At 49.0% G+C, this 19,240-nt stretch carries 17 protein-coding genes; all 17 read left to right on the top strand.

The window, feature by feature from the left end:
* Positions 1-407: 407 nt before the first annotated feature.
* The 17 genes from ABD014_RS21800 to era all read left to right on the top strand — a co-directional run bounded on the left by ABD014_RS21800 (position 408) and on the right by era (position 18,991).
* On the top strand, positions 408-1,592 hold the full coding sequence (locus ABD014_RS21800; protein ID WP_343864845.1) for an exonuclease SbcCD subunit D: 1,185 nt from the start codon (positions 408-410) through the stop codon (positions 1,590-1,592).
* The gene (locus ABD014_RS21795; RefSeq protein ID WP_343864843.1) at positions 1,589-5,065 is read left to right on the top strand and encodes an AAA family ATPase; all 3,477 of its coding nucleotides are present in this window, start codon (positions 1,589-1,591) and stop codon (positions 5,063-5,065) included. Before ABD014_RS21800 ends, ABD014_RS21795 begins: the two co-directional genes overlap by 4 nt.
* Positions 5,066-5,120: 55 nt before the next feature.
* Positions 5,121-5,765, top strand: a complete 645-nt coding sequence (locus ABD014_RS21790; RefSeq protein ID WP_343864841.1) for a response regulator transcription factor — start codon at positions 5,121-5,123, stop codon at positions 5,763-5,765.
* Positions 5,766-5,784: 19 nt separating this feature from the next.
* Positions 5,785-6,882, top strand: coding sequence for a sensor histidine kinase (locus tag ABD014_RS21785; protein ID WP_343864838.1), 1,098 nt, complete (start codon positions 5,785-5,787; stop codon positions 6,880-6,882).
* Between the two features lie 627 nt (positions 6,883-7,509).
* On the top strand, positions 7,510-8,445 hold the full coding sequence (locus tag ABD014_RS21780; protein ID WP_343864836.1) for an ABC transporter ATP-binding protein: 936 nt from the start codon (positions 7,510-7,512) through the stop codon (positions 8,443-8,445).
* Positions 8,446-8,488: 43 nt separating this feature from the next.
* Entirely contained in the window at positions 8,489-9,625 is a 1,137-nt protein-coding gene (locus ABD014_RS21775; RefSeq protein ID WP_343864834.1) for an ABC transporter permease, read from the top strand.
* Between the two features lies 1 nt (position 9,626).
* Positions 9,627-10,775: an ABC transporter permease gene (locus ABD014_RS21770; RefSeq protein WP_343864832.1), complete on the top strand. Its 1,149-nt coding sequence runs from the start codon at positions 9,627-9,629 to the stop codon at positions 10,773-10,775.
* Between the two features lie 265 nt (positions 10,776-11,040).
* Positions 11,041-11,406: a histidine triad nucleotide-binding protein gene (locus tag ABD014_RS21765; RefSeq protein WP_343864830.1), complete on the top strand. Its 366-nt coding sequence runs from the start codon at positions 11,041-11,043 to the stop codon at positions 11,404-11,406.
* A gap of 221 nt (positions 11,407-11,627) precedes the next feature.
* The gene (gene rpsU, locus ABD014_RS21760) at positions 11,628-11,801 is read left to right on the top strand and encodes a 30S ribosomal protein S21 (protein WP_005547957.1); all 174 of its coding nucleotides are present in this window, start codon (positions 11,628-11,630) and stop codon (positions 11,799-11,801) included.
* A gap of 15 nt (positions 11,802-11,816) precedes the next feature.
* Positions 11,817-12,260 carry a GatB/YqeY domain-containing protein gene (locus ABD014_RS21755; protein ID WP_343864827.1) on the top strand — a complete coding sequence of 148 codons (444 nt, stop codon included), beginning with the start codon at positions 11,817-11,819 and terminating at the stop codon, positions 12,258-12,260.
* 110 nt (positions 12,261-12,370) lie between these two features.
* On the top strand, positions 12,371-12,658 hold the full coding sequence (yqfC, locus tag ABD014_RS21750) for a sporulation protein YqfC (RefSeq protein ID WP_343864825.1): 288 nt from the start codon (positions 12,371-12,373) through the stop codon (positions 12,656-12,658).
* Positions 12,659-12,661: 3 nt separating this feature from the next.
* A complete protein-coding gene (gene yqfD / locus ABD014_RS21745; protein ID WP_343864823.1) occupies positions 12,662-13,831 on the top strand; it encodes a sporulation protein YqfD in 1,170 nt (389 codons plus the stop codon).
* 19 nt (positions 13,832-13,850) lie between these two features.
* Positions 13,851-14,822, top strand: coding sequence for a PhoH family protein (locus ABD014_RS21740; protein WP_343864821.1), 972 nt, complete (start codon positions 13,851-13,853; stop codon positions 14,820-14,822).
* An 18-nt stretch (positions 14,823-14,840) separates the two neighbouring features.
* A complete protein-coding gene (locus ABD014_RS21735) occupies positions 14,841-17,117 on the top strand; it encodes an HD family phosphohydrolase (protein WP_343864819.1) in 2,277 nt (758 codons plus the stop codon).
* Positions 17,107-17,610, top strand: a complete 504-nt coding sequence (gene ybeY, locus ABD014_RS21730) for an rRNA maturation RNase YbeY (RefSeq protein ID WP_343864817.1) — start codon at positions 17,107-17,109, stop codon at positions 17,608-17,610. The genes ABD014_RS21735 and ybeY overlap by 11 nt, the downstream gene beginning before the upstream one ends.
* Positions 17,610-17,984 (top strand): diacylglycerol kinase family protein, encoded by a 375-nt coding sequence (locus ABD014_RS21725; protein ID WP_343864814.1) that lies wholly within the window; start codon positions 17,610-17,612, stop codon positions 17,982-17,984. The genes ybeY and ABD014_RS21725 overlap by 1 nt, the downstream gene beginning before the upstream one ends.
* 104 nt (positions 17,985-18,088) lie before the next feature.
* Complete coding sequence (era, locus tag ABD014_RS21720) at positions 18,089-18,991, top strand: GTPase Era (protein WP_343864812.1); 903 nt, start codon at positions 18,089-18,091, stop codon at positions 18,989-18,991.
* The last annotated feature ends 249 nt before the right edge of the window (positions 18,992-19,240 follow it).

Genomic DNA, 19,240 nt, shown 5'->3' with positions numbered 1-19,240 from the left:
TATAGGCAGATAACATAGATAGATATCATAGACAAGTGCCGCAGATGGTTGATAGCGATAGAACTGACCACGGCTGGTTGATTTATTTTATGTTGTAGTGCAATGGGATGTACTGGTTTGTAATTGGGCGTATGGATCGGGATTGACTATTGAATCTCTAGTCGATGATTGATTGCAACAGGTGGTAGATTTTTAACGAAACCTAGTATCGTTATTTGTACCAAAAGAGGCTGCAAAACTTTCTAACGAAACAGGGTATCGCTATTAGGTGAAAAAAGTGCTGATAAACGATGCTTTCGTCCAAATAGCGATATGGAGTTTCGTTAGACTGTGAATTACCTCTTTTTTGCGTCAATAGCGTGTTCCAGTTTCGTTAGAGTAATAGAGTTGAAAGGAGAGATGGATAAGTGCGAATTTTGCATACGGGGGATTGGCATTTGGGACGTACGCTCGAGGGCAGAAGCCGCTTGCCGGAGCAGGAGCAGTTCCTGGACGAGCTGGTGGCGATCTCGGAGGCGGAGCAGGTCGATGTCATACTGATGGCGGGGGATGTCTACGATAGTGTTAATCCGCCTGCGGCAGCGGAATCCCTGTTCTATGATGCGGCTGCACGGCTTGCGGAGAATGGAAGGCAGCTCATTGTAATCGCCGGCAACCATGACCAACCGGAGCGGGTCGCCTCTGTCTCGCCTTTAGTATCTCGGCGGGGAATCCACTTGGTGGGCTTGCCGGCCGTCGAAGCGGTCAAAGTTCAGGTGCCGCGCACGGGGGAGAAGGCTACGATCGCGGCCCTGCCATATCCTTCAGAATCGCGTCTGTCCGAGCTGCTGGCCGGCGAGAGCGATGAGGCTGAACTGCGCCTCGCATACAGCGCGAAGGTTGGCAAATTAATGAGGCAGCTTGCCGGGGCTTATCGTCCGGATACTGTGAATTTGGCGATGAGCCATATTTATGTCCTGGGTGGTCTGGAAAGTGATTCAGAAAGACCCATTCAGGTCGGCGGCGCCTATACGGTGGATCCTTCTGCATTGGATGTTGGAGCACAGTATACGGCGCTTGGACATCTGCATCGCCCTCAGGCGGTCAAGGCGGGCAGCATGATGCGCTACAGTGGCTCGCCGCTGGCATATAGCTTCTCGGAAGCAGGACAAGCCAAATCGGTAATGCTGCTGGATATTGCTCCAGGAGAGGAGCCGATAGCAAGAGAGTTGTATTTGACGAGCGGCCGACCTCTCGTGCGTTGGGCATGCCGCGGCGGACTGGACGAAGTACGGCGCTGGCTGGAAGAGGGCAGGGATGCCAATGCGTTCATTGATCTTGAGATCAACTTGACGGAAGCGATGTCGCTGGGTGATATTCAGGCGCTTCGCAAGGCGCGTGAAGGGATAGTACATATCCGTCCGGTATATCCAGGTCGTGACACGGAAGAGCAGGTCTTCTCGCGCGCTGGGATGCCGGTGGATGAGCTGTTCCGCCGTTTCTATCAGCGGCAGAGTGGGGGTGCTGAGCCGGAGGCGGAGTTGGTCGATCTGTTCATGTCGCTCATCGCTGAGGATGAGCAGCAGGATAGCGAGGAGGTGGAGCAAGCATGAAGCCGATCACTTTAAAATTGGCGGGGCTGCAGAGCTACCGCGCGATGCAGGAGATTGATTTTACCGAACTTTGCGATACGGGCTTGTTCGGTATTTTTGGCCCTACTGGCAGTGGCAAATCGACGCTTCTGGATGCTATTACACTGGCGATGTACGGCAAGGTTGGCCGAGCTTCGGGCGGGACGCAAGGAATTATGAATCAGGCCGAGGACAGCCTGTTTGTCTCGTTCACCTTCGAGCTAGCATCAGCTCAAGGGGTGGAGCGGTACCGGGTAGAGCGGCGCTTCAAGCGGCAAAATGAGCTGTCGATCAGCAACACGCTTAGCCGCTTTGTGGAGATCAGTGATGAAGGAGACCGGGTGATCGCCGATAAATTGGCGGATGTTACCCGGGTTGTAGAAGAGAAGATCGGCTTGAAAATGGATGATTTCACGCGTGCCGTTGTCCTCCCGCAAGGGAAATTCGCCGAGTTTCTGTCCCTGAAAGGGGCTGATCGTCGCCAGATGCTGCAGCGTCTTTTCCATCTGGAGCAGTATGGAGACCTGCTTGTACAGAAGCTCAGCCGCAAGGTCAAGGAGACCGGCCAGACCTTAAAGGAGCTGGAGGCAGAGCAGCAGGGTCTGGGCAACGCCTCGGAAGAGGCGCTGAAGCAGGCGGAGACCGCCTTGAAGGAAGCGGCGGAGCTTGCCAAGCTGCGGCGGGAAGAGCTTGCTGCTGCGCAGCGGCAGGCGGACGAGCTCGCGAAGCTGCGCGAGCTTAGCGAGGAGCGCGGCCTACGGGCGGCGAAGCTGGCTGAGCTGCGCGCGCAGGAGGCGGACATCGCGAAGCTGGAAGCCGATCTGGCCCGGGCGGCGGCGGCGGAGTCGCTCAGGCCGACGCTGGCCGCATGGAGGGAAGCGCAGCAGACGACTGTCGCGCGCGAACAGAGTGCTGCCAGCGCCAAGCAGGCGGCAGCCGAGGCATCCGCTGCAGCGAGCCAAGCGGCGGAAGCGGCGGAGGCGGCAAGGCTGGAGCTTGCCGCCAAGGAGCCAGCGCTGCTGCTGCGGCTGAGCGAGCTGGAGCAGGCCAAGCGCCTGCAAGCGGAATGCGATGCGCTGCTTGCTGAGCTGAAGCAGCTGCAGGCGTCACGCGAAGCAGCGGCGCGTAAGCGGGAACAGTTGGGAGCGGAGCAGGCGAAGGAGGAGCAGCTCCTCGCCAAAGCGCAGCAGCGCCAGCGCGAGCTTGAACAACAGCGTGCGGGCTATGAAGTCGCCCCTGATGAGCGGGAGCGTATACAGGCTGCATATCATAGCGCGCAGGAGATCGCCAGATTGCAGCAGCAGCAAGCTGCAGCAGCTCAGGAAGAAGCAGTGTACCGCGCAAGAGCGGAGCAAGCTGCGCTTCGCTTGCAAGATTTGGTTCAGGCAAAGCAGTTGATTGAGACCGGGTGTTACGATCTGGCGAGAGAGGCACTAGATCAGATTCATCATTTACAGCAGCTTAGCGTTGATGCTGCCTTTTGTAGGCAGCTTCTGACCCAATTGGAGGTGGAGCTGAAGGCATCGCTGAAAGAACGCGAGTTGCATATTTGGTCCCTCCGTCTGGCGGAGCAGCTGCAGGAAGGGGCGCCGTGCCCTGTATGCGGCTCGGAGCATCATCCTGGTATGGTTCTAACAGAGGGACAGTTCGCAGATGAGGAAGCGGAATTGACGCTGATTGGCGAACTACTAGGACGAGTACAAGAACTGCAATACGAGCTGTCGCGTGATTTGGACACGGGGAATAGCCTGCTTGAACTGCTCGGAGTAGACAATAGTGGAGCAAAGAATCTGGCTGCAGAAGAGCTGGAATTATTCGTAGCGACGGGTACAGCTCGTCAGGAGACAGCCGCCTCTGTTATGCCATCCGTACAGGATGGAGAGGGTAAGCCAGGGCAATCTGATGCGTTCACATCACTTAGTGTGCTCCAGCAGTCCATCGTTGAAATAGGGGAAAAGCAGGGACAATTGCGAACCCTTCTACAGCAGCTACAGCGTGATGCTCGGAAGGCAAAGGGTGATCTGACTGCCCTGCTGCCGCAACACAATGCCGCACAGTCGGAGTCGGCTGCCGCTATCGGATTACTGGAGCAATCGAGCTCACGGAGCGCAGCGCTTCTTGAGGAATTAACTACGAAGCTGGGGGCGTGGCAGCAAGCTTATCCTAAATTGTCTCTCGATTCTGTAGGACAGCTGCAGGAACAAATCCAGGCGAAGGACCGCCAGCTTGCAGATGTTAGGGAGAGGCTTGCTGTTAGCGTTCCTTATATTGAAGAGAGAACGGCTCGTATTGCTAGTTTAGTGCAAGAGGGCGTGGAGCTTGATAAACAGCTGCTACAGGCAGATACACAGGAGCAAGGGAAAAAGGCTTTGCTGCAAGAGAAGCAGGAGCGGCTAAATACCTGTATCGGCTCAGAGCAAGTAGATCAGCTGCTGCTTGAAGCGGAGAATTCCCTGAAGTCGCTGCGCCAAGCTGCTGAGCATACTCGCAAGCTGCAATTAGAGACGTCTGCCCACAGTAATGAAGCTGGAACGCTTGCTGCTTCGGCTAATCAGGCGGCGGTATCCGCCCGGGAGCAGGAGCAATACTGGGCAGCACGCTGCTCGGAGCAATTGGCTTCGTCGCCATTTGCCACAGAGCAGGAGGCGGTGGAAGCGTTAATGAGCGCGGAACAGTCGGAAACAAGTGCACAGAGGATTAAGGTACACAGAGATGAACAGCTTGAACACAAGATTCGTCTGAAGGAACTGGATGTTAGGCTGAATGGACGGTTGGTTGATCGGGCAGAATGGGAGGCTTGTCAGCTCGCGTTGTCGATGGCCAAGCAGCAGGATGAGGCAGCTCTACAAGGTCAGGCTCGCTCGGAGCGTGATCTGGAGGATTTGGCTACGCGGCATGTGCGCTGGAAGGAGCTAGAGGTCAGACGACTAGATCTTGAGCATCAGGCTGGATTAATGGCCAAGCTGCAGACAACGCTTCGCGGCAACGCCTTCGTTGAATATGTTGCTGAGGAACAGTTGATGAATGTCAGCCATGCGGCCTCCCAGCGTCTCCGCTCGCTTACGAAGCAGCGTTATTCCCTGGAGACAGATTCGGGCGGAGGCTTTGTCATTTGCGATGACGCAAATGGAGGTGTAAAGCGGCCGGTAGGGACGTTGTCCGGTGGAGAGACATTCCTGACCTCGCTGGCGCTTGCACTGGCGTTGTCTGCACAAATTCAGCTTCGCGGCAAATATCCGCTGCAATTCTTTTTCCTGGATGAAGGATTTGGTACACTCGACCCTGAATTACTGGATACGGTAATTACTTCACTGGAGCATCTTCATCATGATCATCTCTCGGTCGGAATAATTACACATGTGGCTGAGCTGCGGGCGCGACTGGTACGCAGGCTTGTGGTTATACCGGCGGAGAGTGGCGGCGAAGGTTCGAAGGTTGTCGTGGAGAGAATGTAGTCATAGAATATGACGAAGTAAGTGAAGGAGAGGGAAGTATGGAAGGGGTCGATGTATGAAAATTAAAGTATTAATTGCGGATGATAATTCATTTATCAGAGAGGGCATGCGCATTATCCTCAATTCTTTTGAGGAATTCGAAGTACTAGCTACAGTGGAGGACGGCCGCGAGGCGGTGGAATTCTGCCAGGCGGGCGAGGTGGATGTAGCACTGCTTGATGTGCGCATGCCGAATATGAATGGTGTCGAGGCGACGCGTCTGATCACGGAGACAACGAAGACAAAGCCTCTCATTCTGACTACCTTTGACGATGATGAGTATATTACGGATGCTATTCGCTTCGGCGCCAAGGGGTATTTACTGAAAAATAACGATCCTGAGCGGATCCGTGATGCGATTAGGAGCATCCATCATGGTCACAACGTGTTGCAAAATGTCATTCTTGACAAACTGAAGCTGAATCTTGGCGATCATACGCCCGTCGTGGTCGAACCGCCGATTGATGTCAGTCTTTTCACAGAGCGCGAACTAGAGGTCATGTCCAGTATCGCCAGAGGATTGTCCAATAAAGAGATTTCCAAGGAACTGTTCATTTCGGAAGGAACGGTCGCCAATTATATCACTTCACTATTGAATAAAACCGGGCTTGAGCACCGCACCCAAATCGCTATCTATTATTTAACGGGAAGGATACGTTAGAGAGATGGAGCTATGGAATATGGGTAATAAGCTGATTGTCTTATTATTCGTTGTTTCTGGGGCGTACTTTATGAATGATCGGCCTTCGAGATGGCTGATATTCTATTTTCTAGTCTATATTGCGATCAATCTATCGGCTCAGATTATTCGTAACCGTTATGCCGCACAGGCTGTGATCGGGATAGGAATGGCCTATACACTAGTTTGTGCGTCCTATATTAATCCTTATTTCTTGCTACTATACCCGTTTAGCGTTTTTGAATTAGCTTCGTATGACGGCCAGAGACAGAAAAGGTACTATCTCTTGCTGCTCGTACCGTTATGGCTCATCAGCGGCTCTCTGCTTATGCTGTATGGTCTTATAGCCGTACTGAGTATGATGAACTACCTACTAATCAGTAAATCGCGGGACAAGGCCAGGAACCAGGAGGAACAGCTGGATCAGATGCGGCATTCTCAGGACCAGCTTCGCAGGAAGCTGCATGAGAATGAGGAGTTCATTCGCGTATCGGAGTATACATATAAGCTGGAGGAGCGTAACCGTTTGTCTCAGGAAATCCATGACGGGGTAGGCCACTCGATGACAGGTGCGCTTATTCAAATGGAGGCAGCCAAGCGTATTTTGCAGAGCGATCCAGAATCCGCTGAGAATCTGCTGCAAAATGCTATCGGCATCTCCAAAGAGGCGATCGAACAGATACGGCATACGCTGAAGAACATGAAGCCAGCGTTGCAGCAACTAGGGATCCAGCGGCTGAAGACGTTAGTGGAGGCGTTCGGAGGCCATTCCGGTCTGGTGACTTCGGTTGTACATGGGGGCAATCTTGAACTGATTACACCCCTTCACTGGAAGATCATTCATGAGAATGTGACAGAAGCATTGACGAATACAGCCAAGTACGCCGGCGCTACAACGGTTCATGTTGAAGTACGGGTATTGGGTAAAATGATCAAAGTTGTTGTGAACGACAATGGGCGAGGTAAAGATAAAATTGTAAAGGGCCTCGGACTGATTGGTATGGAAGAACGGACTGCCTCGGTGGGCGGCACAATCATTGCCGATGGAACCAAGGGCTTCAGCGTCACTACGCTCATTCCGCTTACTGGGGAGAGCTAGGGTGAAATTTATCATATAGAAGTTTCCGCTAGCAGTGATAGAGCAAGCCAATGGTAATGTGGCAAAATGTTTATAAATCGCCAGCTCTCTCCAACTCTAACGAAACTGGATATCGTTATATGGACCGGAAATGGCAAATAAAAATTGTAAAGAAACAGGGTATCGCTATTTGGATGAATTTACGGCAAATAGAGCGAATTTCTCTCGAATAACGATATGGTGTTTCGTTAGATTTAGTTTGTCGCCCTTTATAGGGAAATAACGATCTGTAGTTTCGTTAAAGTTGACACATGAAAATATTCACCCCACTCCTGTTATGCGCTCTACTATAAGTGCAAGTTCAAAAAGTCAGACTACAGCACCGATGCTTATGCTTCCGATGTGAGTTTTTTCAAAACGCTTTAGTGGAAGAAGCTAGGGACTGAGGAGCAGAGCGGGCGCAGCTGGTACCTGAGCACCTAAGATGTTTCTGGAGGAAACACGACTTCGTAAGCATCCGCTTTAAAAACATGAAATTTCTAATATGCAAAGGATGAACTTATGCACTGACATAAGGGCATCCTTTTTTTCTACAATAGGATCATCAAGCGGATGAGAAATGATGAATCGAAATGGAGAGTGTCTGGGATGAATGTACTGGAAATTCGCGAATTGACCAAGAAGTTTGGTGAATTCATAGCTGTTGACAATATATCGCTGTCGGTTCGGGAAGGCGAGATATTTGGGTTCCTCGGAGCAAACGGAGCGGGCAAGAGTACAACGATCAATCTAGTGGCCTCCCTGCTGCGTCCGAGCAGCGGGGAGATTCGGATCTTGGATCGGGACATTATGAAGCATGGCCGCTACGCCAAGATGAATCTGGGCATCGTGCCTCAGGATTTAGCAATCTACAAGGATATGACCGCCTATGAGAATGTCAGTTTCTTTGCCGGGTTGTACGGATTGCGCGGAGCAGAGCTCAAGGAACGGACAATTGAAGCCCTTAAGTTCGTAGGGCTGGAAGACAAGATGAAGAGTTATCCGAAGAACTTCTCCGGCGGGATGAAGCGGCGCCTTAATATTGCCTGTGCGATCGCCCATCGCCCCAAACTGATCATTATGGATGAGCCGACGGTCGGGATCGACCCGCACTCCCGGAATTATATTCTAAATTCGGTACGCAAACTGAATGAGATGGGCTGTACAATCATTTACACCAGCCATTATATGGAGGAAGTTGAAGAGATCTGCACTCGGGTCGCTATTATCGATCATGGTAAGGTCATCGCAGAGGGGACGAAGGAGCAGCTGGTAGCGACCATTACGGATGTTAAAGAGATTCGGATCGAGCTCAAGAAATGCATTCCGAGCCTTGCCGATACTTTGCGCAGAATTCCCGGTGTAAGAAGTGTCGAATTGATGGAACAGACTGTGCGAGTCTTCTGCGATCTGGAAGTGGATAATCTCGGTCTGATTCTGAAGGAATTGATCGACCATGATGCGGATATCCGTTCGGTGGAGGAACAGGAGCCGAATCTGGAGACGGTATTTCTGACGCTGACCGGACGGACACTTCGGGACTAAGAAGCGTGGAAGGCGATGCTAATGAACGGGGGAAGGGAAATCAATGAACATTTTACGCATTGCGTATAAAGAAGTTTTGCAGGATATGCGCGACCGCTGGACGCTAATATTTATGCTGGCATTTCCAATTGTGCTGATGATGATTTTGGGCTTTGCGCTCAGCAATGCTTTTGAGAGCGGAACGACGAACATCGACAAAATTCACGTCCTGGTCAAGGACAGGGGAGAGAATGAGGCTCTAACACGCAGCTTCGCGGCATTCTCCGCGGAGACGGCCAAATCAGGTATCCTGTTCGAGGACCTAAAGGCGGGTATGGATGGTATGGAAGAGGTAAGGGCTGGGCGCTATGCCGACTACGTAGAACTAACAAAGGATGGGATTGAGCTATACAGTAACAGCTTCATTACGTTGGAGCATCAAATTTTGCAGGGAACGCTGACTGCGTTCACTGAGAAATACAAGGTGATCAGTACAATTGCTAAGCTGGAGCCTGACAAAATAGGAGTCGTGGGCTCCGAGCCCGCAGCCCAAAACTATATCAAGGAGACTTCGCTAATTCCTGATCGTAAGCCCGGCGCACTGGATTATTATGCAATGGCGATGACCGCGTTGGTCGCCTTGTGGGGCGCAATGTCTGCCGGCCAGTTAATTACCGGGGAGGTCAGAGAGGGGACAGCATTCCGGCTCGTGGCTGCTCCGATTAATAAAGGAGATATTTTCATTGGCAAGGTCCTTGGCAATCTCGCTGTGAATATGCTTTGTGTTCTGATTATTATCTTCTTCAGCAAATTTGCCTTTGGTGCATATTGGGGTGATCATTTGCCCGTCGTCATTCTCCTGTTGTTATCTGAAGTTATTATGGCCGTTAGCTTGGGGCTGGCCGTCAGCTATATTTTCAAGGATACAGCGAGTCGCGCCATACTTCTGTTGATCACACAGCTCGGGGCGATCTTTGGAGGAGCCTATTTCCCATTCGATGAAGCGGGGATTGAGTTAACCAAGATCATGTCTTTTATCATTCGAATGTCTCCGGTCCGCTGGACGAATAATGCGCTGACGGGCATCGTCTATAGGAATGAGATTTGGGAGATGTGGCCGGTATTTGCGCTTAATATCGGAATCGCTGCCGTGATGCTGACGATTGCAGCGATCATGATGCGGCGTAGGGAGGGACTATAATATGCTAAAAGATATTTATTGGCTCGTCATAACATTATTGCGTACGACTTTCCGAAAACGTAGCAACCTGATTGTGTACCTCGGATTACCTTTGGCAGGCATTCTGTTCTCTCTATTAATCTATTCTGGGAACGGCCAAGGAGGGCTGCACGTCGGTGTAGTCAACGAGGACGGGGCAGAGATTGCCGCGAATACCATCTCTTTTCTACAGGGTCTTGATCAGGTCAAAGTTGAGAATGTGACGGAGGCCGAAATGCAGAAGCAGCTTGCCGCCGGCAAGCTCGACAGCGGGTTAATCTTACAGAAGGGTTATTCAGACAGCGTACTAGCCGGAGAACCTGCACAAATCGTCATTCAATCGCTGAAGGGCGCTCAGGTGACGGCATATGTGAAGGCAATGCTGTATAACTATATAGATAATTTTGCTGCGGTTGGTCAAATTTCTGAAGGCGATCCAACCCGATTCAAGCAGCTTTATGAAGATTATCAGAAACAGGACTTCCAATTAACGGCTAATACTGTGCATGATAACTCTTTGATGGTTCAGATGTCTTATCAATCGATCGGATTTCTGATCATGTTCATGATGATGTCGGCCATCAACCTATCTGAATTGATTCTGAAAGGAAGAGAGGATCGTACTTACTTCCGGATTATGTCTTCGCCGATTACTCCTAGAACCTATGTAATTTCAAATATTATTGTCAATTTTATGGTCATGCTGATACAGATCGGATTCACCGTCATTTGCATCAGGTATGTGTTCAAATTCGATACGGGAATACCGCTGTATCAATTGGTCGGTCTGTTAGCTTTATTTGCACTAATTTCAGTGGGCATCTCTTTATCCATCGTTGCATTCTCTAAGAGCAGCGGGATGTCCGGGGCTCTGCAGAATCTGATTATAACACCGAGTTGCCTGCTTGCCGGGTGTTTCTTCCCGATCGATGTTATGCCGGCATTCTTACGACGCATCGCTGATTTTCTGCCCCAACATTGGGTATTACAGACCATCAAACAGCTGCAAGAGGGCGATAGTTTCACCAGTATAGTGTTCAATCTGCTAGTGCTGGGAGGATTTATTGTAGTCTTCTTCTTACTCGCTTCTTATAAGTTCAAACGGATGAATGACATCAGGAACTTCGTATAATTTTAAACGATAAATTAAAACGTGATGTATATCACAGATACAGTATCAAGCGGCTGTTATACTACAGTTAGCCGACATCTTATAGATGCACCCCGGCGGACGTATTGGTGGCAGGAATGCTCATTTTTGATTCCAATACGTCCGTAGATTCGCTTCCTTGTTTAAGAGGAAGCAGGGTGCTTCTTTTTTTTGTCTTTTTTCGGTATCATTAAAGGAAGTTGGAGAGAGCACGCCTGAACACTACCTTGAAGGAGGATAATGTAAAATGGAGAATTGTTTGTTTTGTAGTATAGTAGAGGGGAAGATTCCTTCGAAAAAAGTGTATGAAGACGATGAATTCCTCGTATTTCATGACATCCAGCCTGCAGCGCCGGTCCATGTTCTGATCATTCCGAAGAAACATATTTCTACGATGAACGATGTTGGCTCAGAAGATTATGCCATGATCGGTGAATTGCATCGCGTTGCACAGCAGGTGGCCAAAGAGCTTGATGTTGCAGAGACAGGCTACAGATTGATTAACAACTGCGGTCCTGATAGCGGACAAGCTGTATATCATATTCACTATCACTTGCTTGGCGGGGCGAAGCTGGGGGCGCTCGCACAAACTTCGGATTCACATGCAAATTGACGAATTTTGTGAATGGCTAAGTGCCTGAAATTGTGGAAAAACTAAGGTATACCGCCGTTTTTGCCTCATGCTGATCGGTGTTCACAGGTAAGAAAGTAATAAATAATGAGTAGGAAAACAGGGTGTCAGGTTGACACCTTCTTTATTTTTCCCCTATAATGTAGCTTGATGAACCGTGTTGTTATGCTCTTGGACGGTCTGGTCGGAGGGAGGGAAAACTGGTGTCTGAAACTAAAGTTCGCAAAAACGAGACAATTGATGCTGCACTTCGTCGCTTTAAACGTTCCATTGCTAAAGATGGCGTATTGGCTGAGGTGAAGAAACGCAAGCATTATGAAAAGCCAAGCGTAAAGCGCAAGAAAAAGTCCGAGGCTGCTCGTAAGAGAAAGTTTTAGGAGGAATTAGCTACCATGAATCTTAGCGAGCGATTGAACGAAGATATGAAGCAAGCGATGAAGAGTCAAGACAAGTTCAAACTCTCCACCATACGAATGGTACGTTCTACGATTAAAAATCTTGAGATAGATTTGAAAAGAACTTTGGACGATAATGAAGTGCTTGATATCCTAAGTCGTGAGATCAAACAGCGCAAAGATGCCCTCCAAGAATTTGAAAAAGCGGGTCGCGAAGATCTTGCCGCGAGTGCCAGAGCGGAAGTTGAGATCATTGCCGTATACCTTCCCAAACAGTTAACTGAAGAAGAAATTAAAGTCATTGTACAGCAGACCATCCAGGAAACCGGTGCTTCTTCAAAAGCTGATATGGGGAAAGTGATGAGCGCACTTATGCCCAAGGTCAAAGGTCGGGCTGACGGTAAGCTCATTAATCAGGCAGTGCAACAGTCTCTGCAATAGCTAATAGAGGTAAACACCTTCTACATCGTAGAAGGTGTTTTTTCTTGTGTTTTCATAAATCACCGCCTCCCCGCATATTTTGTACAGTAGGGGAAGGAGGATTGCCTCATATGAGCCGGTTTGTCCGCAAATTTCGCAAATGGACGGTCGATGCGCTCGACTTGCCAGGAGATCTTGTTTTTAATTTGCCAAGGCTCACCTTGATCGGAGGTAAGCAGTTGTACATAGAGAATCATCGCGGGGTAGTGTTCTTCTCTCCGGAACAGCTTCAATTGGAGTTAAGCCACGGTTCTCTTGAGGTCGAGGGGAGTGGACTTGTTATAAAGGAAATATTGCCACAGGAAATCGTCATCGAAGGGAAAATCGAAGGAATTAAATATCGCGGAACGGAGGAGTAAGTTGTGAAATCACCCGTCTTTGCTAATTTGCGCGGCGTAGTTACGATTGTCGTCCGCGGTAAATCGATTGAACTTCTCGTCAATGAGCTAACGAAGAAAGAGATACAGGTATGGGATTTGAAGCCGCTCCCGGATGGGACAATGGAGATGAACATCCAGCTAGCGGACTTCTTCAAGCTGCGTCCGCTTCTAAAGCGGACAGGCTGCCGTCTAAGTGTAAAGCGGCGCTCAGGCATTCCTTTTATGATGGTCAGATTATGGAAACGTAAATGGTTCGTCTTTGGATTTGCCCTTTTTATCGGCGTTGTACTAGCTTTATCTTCTCTGGTATGGGATATTGAAGTGGAGGGCAATAGCAAAATTCCAAAGGAAGATATCCTGCTTGCTGCCCGTAGCGAGGGAGTATATCCTTTCCAATGGATTTATCGGCTGCCCAGACAGGACGAGCTCTCCAAGGATCTAGCCCGCAAGCTGTCGGGGGTCTCCTGGGTTGGCGTCTCGCGCACGGGAACGAAGATCACGATCCAGATCGTGGAGGCGTCGAAGCCGAAAGAGCTGGAGCTGATGAACCCGCGTAGTTTTGTCAGTACGTCAGATGCAGTTGTCACACGTATTTATGCAGAGAGAGGCAATCCGGAAGTGAGAAAGAATGACCGTGTTCGCAAGGGGCAAATTCTTATCTCTGGTGAACAGGGGGGCAAGAGAGTTGTCGCCAAGGGAGAGGTCAGAGGTATTGTCTGGCATGAATACAATATCGAAATTCCATTGCTGCGCAAGCAGAAGGTTTATACTGGGGAGAAGAAAGAGCGCGGGTATTTATATTTTGGCAAAACAGCGATTCAGCTTACCGGATACGGGAAGGTCGATTTTGAGAAATCCAACACCATGACGAAGATGGATCCGCTCACCTGGAGAAGCTTCAAGCTGCCCATCGGCTGGATGAGCGAGGAGATTATGGAGACGACTTTCATTGAATTGGCGATTTCTGAGGAAAAGGCAAAAAATGATGGAATAGAAGCGGCAAAACGCGATATTATGAGCAAGTACGGGACAAATAGTGTAGTTTTATCGCAAAAAATTTTGCATGAGAAGACCGAGAATGGTAAAGTTTATATGAAAGTGCATTTTGAAGTAGATCAGGATATAGCAAAAGAACTACCAATCGTACAATAGCAAGGAGAATGAGGCTAATTTGTCAGAACAACTTGTCAGTGTCAAAATAGCGCTTCAAAGTGCGTCTGAAGGTTTGTCGCTATTCGGCCCCCAAGATGCATTCCTGAAGTTGATCGAGAAGAGATTTACAGCAAACATCGTCCTGAGAGAGTCGGAAATATCTGTCCGCGGACAAAATGGCGATGTTGAACGGCTTGAGCAGTTATTCGAGGTATTGCTTGAACTTATCCGCAATGGATATATATTGACCGAAAGAGATGTGCTCTATGCGATTGATCTGGCACAGGATTTCAGAGCTGATCAATTGCTTGATTTATATAAGGGAGAGATCGCTGTAACCTTCCGGGGCAAGCCTATACGTGTCAAGACGATCGGACAGAAGCATTATGTCACGACGATCAAGAAGAACGATATTGTATTCGGTATCGGCCCGGCGGGTACAGGCAAGACGTATCTTGCCGTCGTACTGGCAATCTCGGCGCTGAAGGAAGGCTCGGTTAAGCGTATTATCCTGACCCGTCCTGCGGTCGAGGCTGGGGAGAATTTGGGCTTCCTACCAGGAGATTTACAGGAGAAGGTAGACCCTTATTTACGTCCGCTGTATGACGCGTTATATGACGTCATGGGACCGGATCAGACAGCCAAAGCGTTGGAACGGGGACTGATTGAGATCGCTCCTCTTGCCTATATGCGCGGTCGTACGCTGGATGATTCTTTCATCATATTGGACGAGGCCCAGAATACGACGCCTGAACAGATGAAGATGTTCCTGACTCGGCTTGGTTTTGGCTCGAAGATGGTCATTACGGGGGATGTGACTCAGATTGATCTTCCGCGAGGTAAGAAATCCGGGCTGATTGAGGCGAGAACCATTCTGAATAATATTGATGAAATCGGGTTTGTTGATTTTGTGGAGTCGGATGTGGTGCGCCACTCGCTTGTTCAGAAGATTATTGTTGCTTATGATCGTGCCGCTGAAAATCAGGCCTAGTATAGGAGGGCTGTCTCTATGACCTCAAATGAAATGCAAAAAAAGAGCAAGTTCCAATCGAAGGCTGCAGGATGGAAATATAGCGCTACCGTGCGCTATATTTTGTATGTTCTCTTGATTGTGATCCTGTATGTGAGTATGGCATCCAAGCTGTTGCCAGAAACCTATGATATTGCGGTTGGCATGCCCAGTGATAAAGAGATTCTAGCTCCGATGGAAATTCCGGATACCAAAGCGACGTTGAAGGCCCAGGAAGAAGCGGCTGAGAAGGTAGGACAAGTATATACGATCCTTCCAATGCGCAATGAGATTCTTATTGGACAAATTCTTGATCGGATCACCCGGTTGAATCAGGATGATCAAGTGTCGACCGAGGAAAAGACGAAGATCTACCGTGATGAACTGCCTCAGCGGGTTAAGGATTACATACAGAACTTCATTAAGAATAATCGGAATTCGAACGAATATACGCCTACACTGTTTCAAGAGGCCACAGATCGAATTAATGAGCAGCAGTACCATATCTCTGAAGAGACATTTATTAAGATTCCGCGCCTGACGCTCGAAGATGTTAATGAGATGAAGCCGGTAGCCGCAGATATCGTCTCACGGCTGATGACGGATCAGATCGTTGATGCTCAGACAGCCAGGGCAAAAGTGGCTGAAATGGTCAGCACGAGCTCCCTGAGCAAGCGGGTATCCCGTGAAGTTGTGCAGGAGCTGGCTCGTCTTGTGATTACCCCTAACAAGTTCTATGATGAAGAGGCGACCAAGACGGCCAAGGTAGAGGCACGGGAGAATACTCCAACGGTCTTTATTAAGCAGGGGGACGTACTCGTAGCCAAGGGGCAGAAAATCACTGAAGAGATGTATAGCTTGCTTGAGAAGAATGGCTTGCTTAAGAAAGAGGTCAACTATTGGCCACAATTCGCTCTCGTCATGCTCTCTTCCATGCTTGCGCTGGGACTGATTATGTATATCCGTCAATCAGAAGGGGTCAGCCGTTTCAAATACAACAATTCGCAGTTTGTGATGCTGCTCATGATTATTGTGATTACAATTATCTCGATGCATCTAGCTGCTATTCTGCAGAATGAGCAGCGAATATATGTTGGTTTTCTTGCTCCAGTTGCTGTTGGAGCTATGCTGATTACATTGTTGCTTGATTTACAGCTTGCATATATTTGTACTATTTTGTTCAGTGTCCTGGCGAGTGTGATTTTGAATGTGCATAAAGGGCAAATTTTTGACTTCAGCTTTGGTTTCTTTACGATCGTGATTTCCTTTGCGGCGATCTTCGCAATACATCGGGCCAGCCAGCGTTCGACGTTGTTGAAGGCAGGCATAATGATCTGTCTGTTCGGATCATTCTCGGCTTTCACGTTGATCCTGATTGACAATAAAGGATGGACAGAATCCAGCACGCTGTATACGATTGGCTTTGCCGTTGCTGGAGGCCTGCTGACGACAATTCTTGTCATCGGCTTAATGCCTTTCTTTGAGGTTACTTTTGGAATTTTGTCTGCGCTCAAGCTGGTAGAGTTGTCTAACCCGAACCATCCTTTGCTGCGCAAGCTGCTGATCGAGACGCCGGGAACCTACCATCATAGCGTGATGGTAGGCAATCTATCGGAAGCGGCAGCTGAGGCGATCGGCGCGAACGGGCTGCTATGCCGCGTGGGATCTTACTATCACGATATTGGTAAGACGAAGCGTCCAAGCTATTTTATTGAGAATCAGAACAATATGGAGAATCCGCATGATTTCATCGATCCGAAGCTGAGTAAGTCGATCATTATCGCTCATACGACAGATGGAGTCGAGATGTTGAAAGAATACAAGCTGCCTAAGCCGATTCGCGATATCGCTGAGCAGCATCATGGAACGACCTGCCTGCATTATTTCTATCATAAGGCGCTGACCTTGGCTGAAGAGCAAGGAATTAAGCCTGAGTTCACAGAAGAGGACTTCCGTTACCACGGTCCTAAGGCTCAATCCAAAGAGGCTGCCGTAGTAGGGATTGCGGATAGTGTAGAAGCGGCTGTTCGTTCGCTGCGCAAGCCGACGGTGGAACAGGTAGAGACAATGATTGAGAAGATTATTAAGAGCCGTCTAGACGATCACCAGTTTAATGAATGCGATTTGACGATGCGTGAGCTTGATGTCGTTGCCAAGACGCTGAAGGAGACGGTGATGGGGATCTTCCATTCCAGGATCGAATATCCGGAGCAGATGAAGAAGACGAAAGCGGCGGAAGAAGAGAACAACAGGGGGCAGGAAGGAAATGGCGCTTAAATTAGAATGGAGTAGCGAGCAGGATAAGCTGGCAATTAGCGACGAATTGATTGCCTTATTGGATACATTGCTACAAAAGGCAGGCGAAGCGGAAGGGGTGACGGAAGGCGAGGTTGCCCTGACCTTCGTCGATGACGAGAATATTCATGAACTGAATCGGACCTATCGTGGTATTGATCGGCCAACGGATGTATTGTCCTTTGCGATGCAGGAATCCCTGGGTGATGAACTGGAGATCGTCTATGAAGTGGATGATGAAGAAGCGGATCAGCTGGATGCAATGACAGACGTGCTTGGCGATATCATTATCTCTGTAGAGCGTGCTCAGCAGCAGAGCGAGGACTACGGACATTCTCTTAATCGGGAAATTGGCTTCTTGTTCGTCCATGGCTTCTTGCATTTGCTTGGCTATGACCATCAGGATGAAGCTAGTGAAGCGGAAATGATGGGCAAACAAGAGGCAGCTCTTTCGCAAGTAGGACTGCTCCGCTAATGAGATCGAAGCGTAAATGGAGCGATGTATTCGGCTGTGCATTTGAGGGGATCATCCATTCTTTACGAACAGAACGAAATCTGCGCATTCACGTACTGGCCGGCATCTTAGTGGTGCTGGCTGCGTTGTTTTTTCAACTCCCGCTAAGGGATATTGCTCTATTACTAGTTATGATCGCGCTAGTGATTTGCACGGAACTGCTGAATACGGCGATCGAGAAGGCGGTCGATCTGATTAGTCCAGATTGGCACAAGCTGGCCAAGATTGCCAAGGATGCGGCTGCCGCAGCGGTGCTAGTGGCAGCGATAATCTCTGTACTGGTTGCGGCGCTATTATTCTATCAGCCTGTAATGACTTGGCTTGGGATGATTTGAACTTATTCGCTGATTCGCTGCATTGCAGCTTGAGGAATGAGGCAACTTATGATTGAAGGTATGGAGCGAATTCATGATTAACGAATAATGAAAGGATTGCATATATGACAAAATCTAAATTCAAATCGGGGTTTGTTGCTATTGTCGGCCGTCCAAACGTCGGTAAATCCACACTAATGAACCAGGTGATTGGCCAAAAAATCGCAATTATGTCCGACAAACCGCAGACGACGCGGAATAAAATTCACGGAGTCTATACGACCAATGAAATGCAAATTGTATTTTTGGATACTCCTGGCATTCATAAGCGTCAATCGAAGCTAGGCGACTTCATGAACACGACGGCGTTGAACACGCTTGGTGAAGTTGAAGCCGTCTTGTTCCTGGTTGATGCGGCAGAAGGTCTTGGCGGGGGCGACCGCTTTATTATCGAGAAGCTTAAAGGCTTGTCAACACCAGTTATTCTGGTGCTGAACAAGATCGATCGTGTAGAGCCAGAGGCTTTGCTTCCGTTGATTGAGGAGTATAGCAAGCTACATGATTTTGCTGAAATCGTGCCAATTTCGGCGATGCTGGGCAATAATGTGAATACGCTGCTTGAACAGTTGGGCAAGTACTTGCCAGAAGGACCGCAGTATTATCCTGAAGATCAAATTACAGACCATCCAGAGCAATTTGTATGTGCCGAACTGATTCGCGAGAAAATTTTACATATGACCCGGGAGGAAGTTCCGCATTCCATCGCAGTGACGATTGAAGATATGCGTGTCCAAGATAACGGGGTTGTCTATGTAGGGGCTGTAATATTTGTTGAGCGTGATTCACAGAAAGGGATCATTATCGGCAAACAAGGCGCAATGCTGAAGGAAGTCGGCAAACGGGCAAGAATGGATATTGAACGGCTGCTTGGATCGAAGATTTTCCTAGAGCTCTGGGTCAAAGTGAAGAAAGACTGGCGCAATCAGGAGCGAATTCTTAAAGATCTCGGCTTCCATAAAGACGCTTAATTGGGGCTTTCACAGTTGGTGTAAGCCAGACGGCATGAAATGAAATGGACGGCACAAGAAAAGCCTGCAAATATGCAGGAATTTCGCTATAATTAGCCCTAAGTTGATAAATTCCTGCGAAAATGCAGTTATTTCCTCCATAATGGCTTCATTTTCGAAGAAAAGGACGAAAAGCCTGCACATTCCTCACGGCCCCCTAATAAAAGTGGAGTCTTTCCCTCCAATAAATTAGACTATTTATAAAGGGGA

Origin of the sequence: Paenibacillus motobuensis (genome assembly GCF_039521865.1) — a bacterium.
Classification (GTDB): Bacteria; Bacillota; Bacilli; order Paenibacillales; family Paenibacillaceae; genus Fontibacillus; species Fontibacillus motobuensis.
Note: the sequence above shows the minus strand (reverse complement) of the source record. Positions and strands in the feature narration are given on the sequence as shown.